General features: G+C 69.5%; 14 protein-coding genes and 1 pseudogene. 11 read left to right on the top strand and 4 right to left on the bottom strand.

Going from position 1 to position 12,138, the window contains the following annotated elements; all coding sequences use genetic code 11:
- Positions 1 to 48: 48 nt before the first annotated feature.
- From ACWD35_RS01815 to ACWD35_RS01795, 5 genes are read left to right on the top strand one after another with little or no spacing between them, the layout of a single operon-like run.
- Positions 49 to 1,680, top strand: a complete 1,632-nt coding sequence (locus ACWD35_RS01815) for an ABC transporter substrate-binding protein (protein ID WP_451349138.1) — start codon at positions 49 to 51, stop codon at positions 1,678 to 1,680.
- A complete protein-coding gene (locus ACWD35_RS01810; RefSeq protein WP_451349137.1) occupies positions 1,677 to 2,630 on the top strand; it encodes an ABC transporter permease in 954 nt (317 codons plus the stop codon). Before ACWD35_RS01815 ends, ACWD35_RS01810 begins: the two co-directional genes overlap by 4 nt.
- Positions 2,627 to 3,526, top strand: coding sequence for an ABC transporter permease (locus tag ACWD35_RS01805; protein WP_451349136.1), 900 nt, complete (start codon positions 2,627 to 2,629; stop codon positions 3,524 to 3,526). The genes ACWD35_RS01810 and ACWD35_RS01805 overlap by 4 nt, the downstream gene beginning before the upstream one ends.
- Positions 3,527 to 3,531: 5 nt before the next feature.
- Positions 3,532 to 4,518 carry an ABC transporter ATP-binding protein gene (locus ACWD35_RS01800; protein ID WP_451349135.1) on the top strand — a complete coding sequence of 329 codons (987 nt, stop codon included), beginning with the start codon at positions 3,532 to 3,534 and terminating at the stop codon, positions 4,516 to 4,518.
- On the top strand, positions 4,515 to 5,321 hold the full coding sequence (locus ACWD35_RS01795) for an ABC transporter ATP-binding protein (RefSeq protein ID WP_451349134.1): 807 nt from the start codon (positions 4,515 to 4,517) through the stop codon (positions 5,319 to 5,321). Before ACWD35_RS01800 ends, ACWD35_RS01795 begins: the two co-directional genes overlap by 4 nt.
- 33 nt (positions 5,322 to 5,354) lie before the next feature.
- Here the strand turns inward: ACWD35_RS01795 and ACWD35_RS01790 are convergent, their stop codons facing one another.
- Positions 5,355 to 6,632, bottom strand: coding sequence for a phosphatase PAP2 family protein (locus ACWD35_RS01790; protein ID WP_451349133.1), 1,278 nt, complete (start codon positions 6,630 to 6,632; stop codon positions 5,355 to 5,357).
- Between the two features lie 406 nt (positions 6,633 to 7,038).
- On the opposite strand from ACWD35_RS01790, the gene ACWD35_RS01785 reads away from it, so the two are divergent.
- Positions 7,039 to 7,494 (top strand): tellurite resistance TerB family protein, encoded by a 456-nt coding sequence (locus tag ACWD35_RS01785; RefSeq protein ID WP_451349132.1) that lies wholly within the window; start codon positions 7,039 to 7,041, stop codon positions 7,492 to 7,494.
- 135 nt (positions 7,495 to 7,629) lie between these two features.
- Here the strand turns inward: ACWD35_RS01785 and ACWD35_RS01780 are convergent, their stop codons facing one another.
- Positions 7,630 to 8,127 carry a transglycosylase SLT domain-containing protein gene (locus ACWD35_RS01780; RefSeq protein WP_451349131.1) on the bottom strand — a complete coding sequence of 166 codons (498 nt, stop codon included), beginning with the start codon at positions 8,125 to 8,127 and terminating at the stop codon, positions 7,630 to 7,632.
- Positions 8,128 to 8,529: 402 nt separating this feature from the next.
- On the opposite strand from ACWD35_RS01780, the pseudogene ACWD35_RS01775 reads away from it, so the two are divergent.
- From ACWD35_RS01775 to ACWD35_RS01760, 4 genes and pseudogenes are all read left to right on the top strand, one after another.
- Positions 8,530 to 8,649: pseudogene (locus ACWD35_RS01775) on the top strand (D-2-hydroxyacid dehydrogenase family protein); the annotation flags it as partial.
- A complete protein-coding gene (locus ACWD35_RS01770) occupies positions 8,630 to 8,827 on the top strand; it encodes a hypothetical protein (protein WP_451349328.1) in 198 nt (65 codons plus the stop codon). The pseudogene ACWD35_RS01775 and the gene ACWD35_RS01770, both read left to right, overlap by 20 nt.
- Before the next feature lie 60 nt (positions 8,828 to 8,887).
- On the top strand, positions 8,888 to 9,208 hold the full coding sequence (locus tag ACWD35_RS01765) for a PadR family transcriptional regulator (RefSeq protein ID WP_359262929.1): 321 nt from the start codon (positions 8,888 to 8,890) through the stop codon (positions 9,206 to 9,208).
- On the top strand, positions 9,205 to 10,050 hold the full coding sequence (locus ACWD35_RS01760) for a hypothetical protein (protein WP_451349130.1): 846 nt from the start codon (positions 9,205 to 9,207) through the stop codon (positions 10,048 to 10,050). The genes ACWD35_RS01765 and ACWD35_RS01760 overlap by 4 nt, the downstream gene beginning before the upstream one ends.
- Before the next feature lie 336 nt (positions 10,051 to 10,386).
- Here ACWD35_RS01760 and ACWD35_RS01755 read toward each other — a convergent pair whose 3' ends face one another.
- Both ACWD35_RS01755 and ACWD35_RS01750 read right to left on the bottom strand, forming a co-directional pair.
- Complete coding sequence (locus tag ACWD35_RS01755) at positions 10,387 to 10,584, bottom strand: DUF397 domain-containing protein (RefSeq protein WP_451349129.1); 198 nt, start codon at positions 10,582 to 10,584, stop codon at positions 10,387 to 10,389.
- Positions 10,581 to 11,426 (bottom strand): helix-turn-helix domain-containing protein, encoded by an 846-nt coding sequence (locus ACWD35_RS01750; protein ID WP_451349318.1) that lies wholly within the window; start codon positions 11,424 to 11,426, stop codon positions 10,581 to 10,583. Before ACWD35_RS01750 ends, ACWD35_RS01755 begins: the two co-directional genes overlap by 4 nt.
- A gap of 178 nt (positions 11,427 to 11,604) precedes the next feature.
- Here ACWD35_RS01750 and ACWD35_RS01745 point away from each other — a divergent pair, with 178 nt between their 5' ends.
- Entirely contained in the window at positions 11,605 to 12,120 is a 516-nt protein-coding gene (locus ACWD35_RS01745) for an ATP-binding protein (protein WP_451349128.1), read from the top strand.
- The last annotated feature ends 18 nt before the right edge of the window (positions 12,121 to 12,138 follow it).

The following is a 12,138-nucleotide window of genomic DNA, read 5'->3' as shown; positions in this document are numbered from 1 at the left end:
CTCCATCCCCCAGCGCCCTTCACTACACCCGTAAAGGGGTGGGTCTGCATGCGCATGCCCAGAACCATCGCGTTCGTCGCGTGTACGGCCGCACTCGCGGCCACCGCCACCGCCTGCTCCGGCGCCACACGGAACGCCGACGGCTCCACCGGATACCGGGTCGAGCCGACCTCGCCGGCCGCGAGCGGCCCGCTGCCCTCGATCACCTGGTCGCTGTACGCCGAGCCGTACACGCTCGACTACGCCCTCGCGTACGACTACCCGCCGAACACCGTGCTCGCCAATGTCTGCGAGCAACTCATGCGCGTCACCCCGGACATGAAGATCGAGCCCGGCCTCGCCGAGAAGTTCGACCGGCCCGACCCGCGCACCCTCGTCTACACGCTGCGCCCCGGGGTGAAGTTCCACGACGGGACAGTCATGACCGCGGACGACGTGGTCGCCTCCCTGAAGCGGCACACCGACCCGGCCACCGGCTCCCCCTGGGCCTCGGCGTTCAAGAACGTCTCCAGCATCGAGAAGACCGGCCCGCTGCAGGTGACGATCCGGCTGTCCAAGCCCGACGTCCTGCTGCCCGAGCTGATGGCCGCCTCCCCCGGCACCGTGGAGAGCGCCGCGACGCTCGCCAAGGCCGGCAAGACCTACGGAACCCCGAAGGGCGAGGTGAACTGCACCGGCCCGTACGCGCTGGACCGCTGGACGCAGGGCGAGAGCATCACGTTGAAGAAGTACGACGGGTACTGGGACCGGGGGCTCGCCCCGAAGACCGGCCGGGTCACGTTCACCTTCATCGAGGACCCGGCCGCCCGCACCAACGCCTTCCGGTCCGGTACGGCCGACGGCGGGTACCTGGTGCCCTCCTCCTCCATCGCGCAGCTGCGTGCCGGCGCCAAGGGCAGGTTGCTCTTCGGCCCCAACACCGCCGCCGCGGACCTCGCGGTGCTGAACTTCAAGGGCGGCCTCAAGGACGTCCGGGTCCGCCGGGCGCTGTCCATGGCGCTCGACCGGAAGAACATCATCAAGGCCGCGGCCGGCGGCGTCGGCGTCCCCGCCAAGGCCCCCGCGGCCCGCGGGGCCTGGGCACTGGACCCGAAGAAGACCGCCGCGGTCTTCGACTCGCTGCCCGAGCCGAACTACGACGTGAAGGCCGCCCGCAAACTCGTCGAGGAGGCCGGCGCCAAGGGCCGCAAGATCGTCATGGTCACCAGCTCGCTGGCCCCCGAGATCAGCATCGTCGCCATCGCGGTGCAGGCCGCCGCGAAGGAGATCGGCCTGAAGGTCGAGCTGAAGCCGGTCGCCCCCGAGGCGTACAGCAGCATCTTCGTCGACCCGAAGGCCCGAGCCGGCCTCGACCTGGTCGTCACCAACGGCTACGACAACACCCCGGACCCGCTGGAGTTCTACCAGTATCTGCACACCGGCGACTTCGGGAACTACGGCAACTGGTCGAACGCCGAGTTCGACGCCGCCTTCGACCGCGCGAACGCCGAGCCGGACGCCGCGGTCCGCACCGACCTCACCGCCCGACTGCAGAAGATCGCGATGCGCGAGCTGCCGATCATCCCGGTGTACGAGGCGCCCTACTCGGTCTTCCTCGGCAAGCGGATCACCGGCCCGCCCACCGGCATCGCCCAGCTGTACTACCCGTGGGCCGCGACGATCGGGGCCGCGAAGCCATGACCCGCTACCTCGTCGGACGCCTCCTCGGCCTGGTGACCGTGCTGCTCGTGACCTCCGTCGTGGTCTTCGGCGCCTTGTACCTGGCCCCCGGCGACCCGGTGTCGTTCCTGCTCCACGGCCGCCCTGCCACCCCTGAGGCCGTGGCCTCCCTGCGCGCCCAGTACCACCTCGACGACCCGCTGCCCGTGCAGTACGTCAAGTGGCTAGGCGGCGTCCTGCACGGCGACTTCGGCCGCTCCGCCCAGTTCCACCAGGACGTCGCAGGCCTCATCGGCTCCCGGCTGCCGGGCACCGCCCTGCTCGTCGGGTACGCGGCCGTACTGGTCGCCGTACTCGGCGTGGCGGGCGGGATCCTGGCCGCGCTGCGGCCGGGCCCGCTGGACCGGGCGGTGCTCATCGGCACCGGAGTGGCCACGGCGACCCCGTCGTTCGTCACCGCCATCGCGCTGGTGTCGCTCTTCTCCGTCCAGCTGGGCTGGTTCCCGGGACCGGGCGGCACCACGTCGGGCCTCGGGGACCGTCTCTACCACCTGACGCTGCCCGCCTTCGCGCTGGCGCTGACCTTCGCGGGCCTGCTCGCCCGGGTGACCCGTTCGGCGATGCTCGACGAACTGGGCCGCGAGCACGTGGAGGTGGCGCGCGCCCGCGGTGTCGCGGAGCGGACCGTGGTGCGCCGGCACGTGCTGCGCAATGCGCTCGGCCCGGTCGTCACCGTCGGCGGCACGATGCTCGCCGGACTCTTGATCAGCACCTCGATCGTGGAGACCGCCTTCGACGTGCCAGGCCTCGGCTCCCTGCTCGTGCAGTCGGTGACCGCGAAGGACTTCCCCGTCGTGCAGGCGATCACCCTGCTCAGTGTGGCGGCCTTCGTCCTCGTCAACTTCGCCGTCGACCTGCTCGCTCCGCTCGTCGACCCCCGCCTCTCGCTCCACGGGGAGGGCTCCTCATGACCACCACCACACCCTCCGCCGCCCCGGCGGCCGACGACGCGGCCGACGCGCTGCGCCGCCGACCGGGCCTCGGCAGGCTGCGCATGCTCGGCCAGGGCCCGCTGTTCACCGCCTCGGTCGTGGTGCTCGCCGTACTCGTCCTGGTCGCACTGCTCGCCCCCGTCCTCGCCCCGTACGACGCCGACACCGTCGATCTCTCGGCGAGCCTGACCGGCACCAGCGGCGGGCACCTGCTCGGCACCGACCAGTCCGGCCGGGACATCCTCTCCCGGCTGATCCACGGGGCCCGCACCGGACTGCTCGGGCCGCTGCTGGTCGTCGGGGTGTCCACGCTCCTCGGCACGCTGCTCGGCCTGGTCGCGGCCTGGCGCGGCGGCTGGGCGGACGCGCTGCTGTCCCGCGCCATGGACATGGCCTTCGCGATCCCCGGTCTGCTCCTCGCGATCCTGCTGGTGGCGGTCGTCGGCTCGGGCATGACCGCGCCGGTCATCGCCATGGCCGTGGCCTACACCCCGTACGCGGGGCGGCTGGTGCGCGGAATCGCCCGGCAGGAGAAGACGCGCCCGTACATCGAGGCGTACCGGGTGCAGGGCTGGTCCGGCTGGACGGTCTGCGTGCGCCATCTGCTGCCCAACATCGCCCCGACGATCTTTGCGCAGTCCGCGATGAACTTCGGCTACGCGTTGATGGACCTGGCGGCGCTCTCCTTCCTGGGCTTCGGCGTGCAGCCGCCGACCGCCGACTGGGGCGCCATGATCAACGAAGGCCAGTCGGCCATCCAGCAGGGGGCGATGCTGCCCGCCCTCGCGCCGTCCGCGTGCATCGTGCTCGCCGTGGTGGCGTTCGGCATCGTCGGCGAGGGACTCGCCGACCGGATCTCCCGGCGGGAGCGGTGAACGGCATGACGCAGCGTACGGAACCGGCACCCGTCCTGGAGATCGACGGGCTCGGGGTCCGCCTCGCGGCCGGCCACGCGGCCCGGCCCATCCTGGACGGCGTCAGCCTGCACGTACGGCCCGGGGAGACCGTCGGCCTGGTCGGCGAGTCCGGCTCCGGCAAGTCGGTGGCCTGCCGCAGCGTCCTCGGGCTGCTGCCCGACGGCGCGCGCGTCAGCGGGCAGGTCAGGGTCGGCGGACACGACGTGCTGAGCATGGACCGCACACAGCTGACCGCCCTGCGAGCCCGGCAGGTCGCGATGGTCTTCCAGGACCCGCGGGCCTCCGTGAACCCGCTGCGCCGGATCGGCGACTTCCTCACCGAGGGGCTGCGCGCGGCCGGGACCCCTGCCGCCGCGGCGACCGCCCGGGCCGGGGAACTCCTCGCCGCGGTCGGCATCCGCGACCCGCGCGGCGCGCTGCGCCGGCATCCGCACGAGTTCTCCGGCGGCATGCTCCAGCGGGTCGTCATCGCCGCGGCGCTCGCCGCCGAACCGGCGCTGCTCGTCGCCGACGAACCGACCACCGCCCTCGACGTCACCACCCAGGCGGAGATCATCGCGATCCTGACCAGGCTGCGGGTGGAGCGCGGCACCGGCCTGCTCTTCGTCACCCACGACCTGGAACTGGCCGCGGCCGTCTGCGACCGGGTGTACGTGATGTACGCGGGCCGGATCGTCGAGACGCAGGGCACGGACGCGCTGTTCGACCGGCCGCGCCATCCGTACACGGCGGGCCTGTTCGCCTGCACCCCGCGCATCGAGGCGGGCGCACCGGCCCCCCGGCCGATCCCGGGCCGCCCGGTCTCGCTGGCCGAGGCGCCGCCCGGGTGCGCCTTCGCCGCGCGCTGCGCCCACGCGCTGCCGCGCTGCCGCGAGGAGACGCCCGCACTGGCTCCGTACGGCGACGGTCTCGCCGCCTGCCACCGCGCCGACGAAGGGATCACGCCGTGACCGCGCCATCGAAGGGACTGGTCGTCGAGGGGCTGCGCAAGCGGTACGGGGACCACACGGCCGTCGACGACGTGTCGTTCACGCTGGCGCCCGGCGCCTCACTCGCGATCGTCGGGGAGTCCGGCAGCGGCAAGACCACGACGGTGCGCATGCTCGTCGGACTGGAGCGGCCGGACGGCGGCACGGTGCGAATGGACGGCCGGGACCGGTCGGCGAGGCCCCGGAACCGGGCCGAACGGCTGGCCCGTGCCCGGGAGATCCAGATGGTCTTCCAGGACCCGTACCTCTCGCTCGATCCGCGGGTGACCGTGTCCGGCTGCCTCGACGAGGTGCTCCGGCTGCACACGGCACTCGACGCCGCCGCCCGCCGGGCCAGGGTCGCCGAACTGCTCGACCAGGTCGGCCTCGGCGCCCGCGAGGCCACGGCCCTGCCACGTCGGCTCTCCGGCGGCCAGCGCCAACGCGTGGCCATCGCACGGGCGTTGGCGGTGGAGCCGAGGGTCCTCGTGCTGGACGAGGCGGTCGCGGCACTCGATGTGTCCATCCAGGCGCAGATCCTCGACCTGCTCGCGACGATCCGCCGCGAGGCGGGTATCGGCTACCTGTTCGTCACCCATGACCTGGCGGTGGTCCGGCACATCGCCGATACGGTGCTGGTGCTCAAGACGGGGCAGGTGATCGAGACCGGCCCCACCGCCCGCGTCCTGGACGCCCCGGAGCACCCGTACACCCGGCTGCTCCTCGCCTCCGTGCCGCGCCGCGGCTGGGACCCGGGCCACAGGGCTTTGACGGAGGCCACGTAGCCGGCGAGCCGATGCGGGGAGGTTCCCCCTGACTCAAACCAGCTCGGGTTGCGGTTCCGGTTGCCGCGCTGGTGCGGCCTTCGGTTCCCACAGTCTGGTGGTCTGTACGTAGCCGTAAACCACTGAGGTCATCGCCAGAATGAGAAGGGGTCCGAACACCCACGGATGTTCGGCCATCTCCATCGGCAGATAGCGATAGGACACCAGGAGCGCGGCGAAGACCGTTGCGCCGTAGGCGACCAGCTGGATTCCCGGCCGATCCCAGCCGCGTTCGAGCGAGCGCAGCGCTGCCTCGATCGTGAGGGCGAAGACCACGCCGGCAACGAGGTCCGTGCCGTAGTGGTAGCCGAAGCCCAGCGTTGCGCCGAGCGTGGCGATCAGCCAGAACGTGCCTGCGAATCGCAGAATCCGTGGGCCCTTGCGGGAATGAATGAAGATCGCGGTAGCCCATGCTGTGTGCAGGCTGGGCATGCAGTTGCGCGGGGTGATCTCGTCGTACGGCATCGGGTGCGGGGTATTGATCGGCGGTGGCGTGTCCGGCCACAGGTTGGCCACCGCCCAGTGCACGCCGCCGGTGCCGGAGGCGCCCGGGCCGTAGGCGAAGACCGGTCCGACCACCGGGAAGAGCATGTAGATGCCCGGTCCGAGGAGGCCGATCACCAGAAAGGTGCGCACCAGATGATGGCGCGGGAATCGGCGCTCGACCGCCACGTTGCGCAGCTGGTACAGCGCGACGACGATCGCGCCCACCGCAAGCTGAGCGTAGACCCAGCCGAGAAGATGGGTGCCGATCGGGCCGGTGACCTCGACAACCCGGCCTGCCAGCCACGACGGGTTGCCCAGTGCGCGATCGGCGGTTGCCACGTACTGGTCGAGCACCGCCGGGCGGGTCTTCGACGTGATGAGTAGCCAGGTGTCGCCGGTCTTGCGGCCGGCCACCAACAGCAGGCCCAGCCCGACGCCCTTCAGCAGCAGGACACGTTCCTGGCCGGTGCGGCGCGTGACAGCGATGATTCCGTAGCCCAACATCACCCACAACGCGCCGTTGCCGAAGAAATGGTCGGCGGTCGTCTTGGCGTCGACCGCCCACCGCACCAGTACGAAGACGACGTCGATGCCGATCGCGACACCAGCCGCGATGAACCGTTGCCGCCAGGTGAGCACCACCATCATCAACGCCATACCGGCGTACAACGGCCCCGGCTTGGGGGCGAATATGACCTCTTTCGCCTGATTGGTCATCGGCCCCGGTACGCCGCCGCAGCGACGCGCGGCGATCTCCAGCGTGATGAGGAGGCCGAGTGCGGCCACGCCCGCAATTCCGGCGTTTATTCGCGAAAATATCCGTGATGAGATAGATATCAACTGTTCAGCCGATTTGTCATTAAGTTAACCAAGCCACTTTCGTGCTGGATGGCATGGTTTTCCGGTGATGGATGGAGGGGTGATCGTCGTTAGATCGAACATATTATCGGCCTGGCGCCGCTAGCAGCGGCGAGTTCGGCCTCCAGGCCGGCCGGGAGGGCGCGGAGATGGCGCGGTCGACGTGGACGCGGAGGTGAACCGGGCGCGACAGACGTGGGAACTGGCCTTGCTGGAGCGGGGGATGACCTCTTCACCCTGCTAGCTTCTGCAGCACTGTAGAAGTGAATCCGGCTGCCGGCGGGTCGCCTCCATGCGGGCTCACCACGGCGGCCCCTGAGCAAGGGGAGTCGACATGGCCCTGTGGGACCGCATCAAGGAGTCGGCGTCGCAGATGCAGACCCAGTTGGTGGCTAAGAAGAACGACCTCAAGAGCGGTGCGTTCCGCGACGCGAGCATGGCGATGTGCGCGTTGGTCGCCGCTGCCGACGGGAAGGTCGACCCTTCCGAGCGGCAGCGTGTCGCGCAGCTGATCTTCAGCAACGAGGTGTTGCAGAACTTCCCCGCCGACGACCTCCAGCGCCGCTTCGAGGACAACCTCAACAAGCTGACCGCCGACTTCGACTTCGGCAAGGTGAGCGTGCTCCAGGAGGTCGCCAAGGCGAAGAAGAAGCCGGCCGAGGCTCGTGCCGTGATTCAGATCGGCATCGTCATCGGCGGTGCCGACGGCGACTTCGACGCCACCGAACGCGCCGTGGTCCGGGACGCCTGCTTCGCGCTGGGGCTGCCACCCCAGGAGTTCGACCTCTGATACCTCTGACCAGGAAACCAACGAGGCTCCCGTACCGAAGAGTTGAGGTGTCGAACACCTCACTCAACGGCACGGGAGCCTTGTGCGTTGCGCGCCCTGCTACCGGTACCTGATCAGAGGTCACTCTGAAAAGGCTCAGTACGCGGAGTTGACGTTGTCGATCGAGCCGTAGCGGTGGGCGGCGTAGTTGGCGGCAGCGGTGATGTTGGCCACCGGGTCGGTGATGTTGTTGGCCGTGCCGGCGACGTGGTAGGCGTTGAAGGTGGGGTCGATGACCTGAAGGAGACCCTTGGAGGGGATGCCCTTCTGGGCGTTGACGTCCCAGTTGTTCTGGGCGGTGGGGTTGCCGCTGGACTCGCGCATGATGTTGCGCTTGAGGCCTTCGTAGCTGCCCGGAATGCCCTTGGCCTTCATGATCCGCAGGGACTGCTTGATCCAGCCGTCGAGGTTGTTGCCGTGGCCGTCGTTGGTGGCGATGGTGGCCGCGGCGGAGGTCTTGACCTGGGGGGCCTCGGCAGCCTGGGCGGCGGTGGGCATCAGGGTGAGGGCGGCGGCTGCGGCGCCGGTGGTGGCGATGCCGGTGAGGGTGATGTTGCGGAGGCGGGCGATGCGGGTGCGGGTGATGGTGGCCATGAGGAAGGAACTCTCCAGTGGGGTCGTCGTCGGCGCCGGCCGCGAGGGGCGCGGCGTGGGGGCGGTGGCCCGCGCTGGAGACCGGAGCGGGTGGGGCTGGTGGTTTTGGCCCTGTCCGTCTGGTGGCTCCTGGCGGCGATAGCCATCCTGAGCGGCGCATGGCGTTTGATGCAATGGTGTGACGTACTACCCAACTTCGGAGGAATGTCCGGTATTGGGTGTTTTGGAGGGTTTCTTTGCTGTTCGGGGCGGGTGCGGTTCTACGATCCTGGGCAGGATGTGATCTGCGTCCTGTGCGCGGCCTCACGCCTCCAGGGCCTCTCCGGGCCCGATATCCGGGGGTCGGGAGGGGGGGGCACCCGCACCCGGTGCGTGCCGACGGATGATCGGCAGAATGCCCGCATGACCCTCCGATGCGCTGTGCTGGACGACTACCAGGGCGCCGCTCTCGCCCTTGCGGACTGGAGCCCTCTCGCCGACGGCGTCGAGGTGCGCACGCTCCGTGAACACATCGGCGACCGACCTGCACGGCCGGACCCTGGGCCTGCTCGGGCTCGGCAAGATCGGCACCCGGACGAGAAGGGTTTCGCTGAGGCGGCATGCCGGGGGGCAGGTGGATCTGCCGCTGGTCAGCGTGGCCTCGGCGGTGGGCGGGGCGCTGCGAGAGTCATCGTGCCCGGGTCCTGCCGGACTCGCCTAGTACTACGTACGACGCAGTATCGTATAACGTAATAGTCGCGAGGGATGAGGGAGGTACCTGATGCCGCGTCAACGGGACCGCGTCGGATGGGCCGAACCCGCGTTGCTGATCCTGGCCAGCCTGGCCGACGGCCCCAAGCATGGCTACGCGATCACCAAGGATGTCGAGGAGCAGACGTCCATCAGGCTGGGACCAGGCACGCTGTATGCCGCCATCGCGCGGCTGGAGGAAAGCGGCCTGGTCGCGCCGCTGGACGAGGACGAGCGTCGGCGGCCCTACCGCATCACCGCGGAAGGCCAGACCGTGCTCGACGAGAGGCTCCGGGCGATGGCTCGCTTCGCACGCACCGGGTTGACCCGACTGGGGGTGGCAAACGCGTGATCAACATGGCGGCCCGGGTGGCCTTGCGGGCATACCCTCCCTCGTTCCGGGAGCGCTACGGTTGCGAACTTGAAGCACTGGTCGAGGACACCGGCGCCGGCCCGAGCATCGTCGCGGACCTTCTTGTCGGCGCGCTGCGGGCATGGCTTCACCCGGTGATGCCCGAAGAGTCCACCGAACGGCGCCGGCGCCGCATGCAGGCAAGCGTCGCCACCACCTGGGTCACCTGGTGCGCCGCACTGTATGCCCTGCCGATGCTGGACTTCATCCTGTCCGAGGAATCCGGCCTGACTCCGGACCTGGTGCGCCGACTGCTCGACGTTGCGCAGTACGCCATGTACGGCGCTGGGCTCATCCTGCTGGCCGGCGCCCTCGCCCTCCTCGCGGAAACCTCCCCAACCGACAACCGGGCCGCGTGGCGCCCGATGGCGGCTGTTGTCCCGGCGCTGCCCACGTGGCTGATCGCGCCGTTCCTCCTGGCGTACGCCTCCATCGACCCGATCTCCTATTGGGTCGGAGCCTTGGCGGTGCTTGGGCCGGCAGTGTTCCTCATCACCATGGCGGTGGCACCGGCCGTCGTCGTCACCCGGTGCCGACCATCTGCCAAGGTCTTGCGGCTGCTTGCCCTGTCCGGGGTTGCGGTGGCGTTCGCCGTGACGACTACAGGCATCGCCTGCGTCGCGGCGTTGGCCATGAATACCGATGACGCGGCCCAGCTGGTCATGATGCCCATACTGGCCGTCACCGTTGCCGCTTCCACAGCAGCCCTGGTCAGCTCCGGTCGCGGAGCCAAGGCCGCACTCCGTAGGGAGCACCCGGTGGATCTTGGTGGTGACGTGTGAGTGACGCTGCGATGCTCCCGTTCCAGGGCGTGCTACGAGTCCTGTTCACGTGGCTGGCCTGAGACGCCATCCGCCTATCGATCACGGGATCGTCAGGGGCCTGGCGCTTTCCGGACAAGTGTCTGACCGCTACGGGACCAACAGGGCTCTTGCGTCCGGGCGTTGATGAGTGAGATCACCAACCGGGCGACCAGGAGCCCTGCCCCGTCACGCCCCCCACCAGCCCCTCGACATCCTCAGCCAGAGCGACTTCGTGTCCATCCACCTCGCCCTGTCCGACCGCACCCGCGGCCTGCTCGGCGAGCCGGAAGCTGCTGACGGGCGGCTGAGCTCTCGTCAGGCCTCCCCGACGAACCCCGCCCACGCCTCACGCGACACACGGATGACGGGTCCGGCCACGGCTTTGGAGTCCCGGATGTGCACAGTTTCCTTGCCGGCCGCTACCTCGACGCACTGACCACCCTCGGTTCCGCTGTAGCTGCTCCTGAACCAAGCGAGGTCAGATGCGACGGCTGAGGACTCGGCGTTGTTCATAGCGATCCCAACAACCCTTCGATGAATTCCAGCGACTTTCGCGGAGTGAGAGCCTGTGATCGGATGATCCCATAGCGGGCGGCGGCGAGAACCGTCTGTTCCGGGTCGGTCTCCAGAGCGCTGGTCGCGTGTGACTCGGAGTACACGAACTTCTTGCTGTCCTTCCGCGTGACGACCGTGAACGGTCCGTTCACGCCCGCGTTGTCCTCGCAGTCGACCGGCATGACTTGGATCTCCACGTTCCGCTTGTCGCCGATCAGGAGGAGATGCTCCAACTGCCCCCGTAGTACGTCGTTGCCGCCGTACCGGTGTCGCAGCACCGCCTCGTCCATCACGAAACCCAGCAATGGTGCAGGGCGCTGGTCGAAGATGTCCTGCCGGGTCAGTCGTGCGGCCACCCGTTGCTCGATCGTCTCCTGATCCAGGGGAGGGCGCCGCATGGCGAGCAGAGCCCTCATGTAATCCTCGGTCTGTAGCAGGCCGTTGACGACGTGTGTGTCGTACATGAGCAGCTCAAGGGCCTCCTTCTCCAGCTTCGCCATCCCCTGGAAGAAGACCGGATACTGAGCCCGCTGCACCTGCTCCTTCCACACCGTCAGCAGTCCATCCGCCCCCAGCACCTCATCCGCCCGCTCGATGGTCCTGGGCGACGGAATCCGCCGCCCCTGCTCGTACGACGCGACCGTGGACGCCGAATATCCGATCCGCCGTCCGAACTCCTCACGGTCCAGCCCCGCCCGCACCCGCAACGTCTTCATGGTCTGCCCGAATGCGGTGACCACGGCCTGGCCGGATGTGTCCGCCGCCGCTTGTCCTTCGGTGCTTTCGTCGCCTGCCACCATGGTCTCCGCCCCCGCGCCCGTACCCTCGGTCACTGCTACCGCCTCCCTGGCCCAACGCCCGTCCCCGAGGCGTCGTCACGCCGCGCGTCTCGTACTCGTACCGTCGCCGCGCGTACAACCGGCCGCGTCGGTGCGTCACCACTGGTCACGCTATGCGACCGACGACACCGTTGTCGGTATGACGAGCAAACCCGGCAGCCCCGTCGGCATCTCCCAACACACCTGTACCGCTGATGACTTGAGCCGCACCTTCGAGATGCGTTTCACCTCCACCCCGCGCGGCGCCCGCCTCGCCCGGAGGCTGGCCGCGCACCGGCTGAACGCCTGGGGGATCCGGTACGACACCTGTCCGCACGAGGCGATCGTGCTGGTGCTCGGCGAGCTGACCGCCAACGCCGTACGGCACGGCCACGTACCCGGCCGGGACTTCCACCTGTGCCTGCACGTGAGCGCACCCGCCCGTACGGTCAGGATCGAGGTCACCGACACCCGCACCGAACGGACGCCACCTCGCCCGGAGGCTCTGCGTGCCCCCGGAGCCGAGGACACCGGCGGACGGGGGCTGCTCCTCGTCGCGGGGCTGGCCTCCCGCTGGGGCTGGCACCTCCGGTCCGACGGTCCGGGCAAGACGGTCTGGGCGGAGTGTGAGTTCACGCTCTTTGAGGAACAGCTCAGTCGGCGACTCCTGCGGTAGCGAACGGGCCCCCGCCGC

It is taken from the genome of Streptomyces sp. NPDC002671 (assembly GCF_053592475.1).
This window is presented reverse-complemented; position numbering and strand designations above follow the sequence as displayed.

Bases quoted from the DNA above. Each gene is read 5' to 3' on its own strand.
- ACWD35_RS01815 (WP_451349138.1), top strand. From the start codon at position 49: ATGCGCATGCCCAGAACCATCGCGTTCGTCGCGTGTACGGCCGCACTC.
- ACWD35_RS01810 (WP_451349137.1), top strand. From the start codon at position 1,677: ATGACCCGCTACCTCGTCGGACGCCTCCTCGGCCTGGTGACCGTGCTG.
- ACWD35_RS01805 (WP_451349136.1), top strand. From the start codon at position 2,627: ATGACCACCACCACACCCTCCGCCGCCCCGGCGGCCGACGACGCGGCC.
- ACWD35_RS01800 (WP_451349135.1), top strand. From the start codon at position 3,532: ATGACGCAGCGTACGGAACCGGCACCCGTCCTGGAGATCGACGGGCTC.
- ACWD35_RS01785 (WP_451349132.1), top strand. From the start codon at position 7,039: ATGGCCCTGTGGGACCGCATCAAGGAGTCGGCGTCGCAGATGCAGACC.
- ACWD35_RS01780 (WP_451349131.1), bottom strand. From the start codon at position 8,127: ATGGCCACCATCACCCGCACCCGCATCGCCCGCCTCCGCAACATCACC.
- ACWD35_RS01765 (WP_359262929.1), top strand. From the start codon at position 8,888: ATGCCGCGTCAACGGGACCGCGTCGGATGGGCCGAACCCGCGTTGCTG.
- ACWD35_RS01755 (WP_451349129.1), bottom strand. From the start codon at position 10,584: ATGAACAACGCCGAGTCCTCAGCCGTCGCATCTGACCTCGCTTGGTTC.
- ACWD35_RS01750 (WP_451349318.1), bottom strand. From the start codon at position 11,426: ATGGTGGCAGGCGACGAAAGCACCGAAGGACAAGCGGCGGCGGACACA.
- ACWD35_RS01745 (WP_451349128.1), top strand. From the start codon at position 11,605: ATGACGAGCAAACCCGGCAGCCCCGTCGGCATCTCCCAACACACCTGT.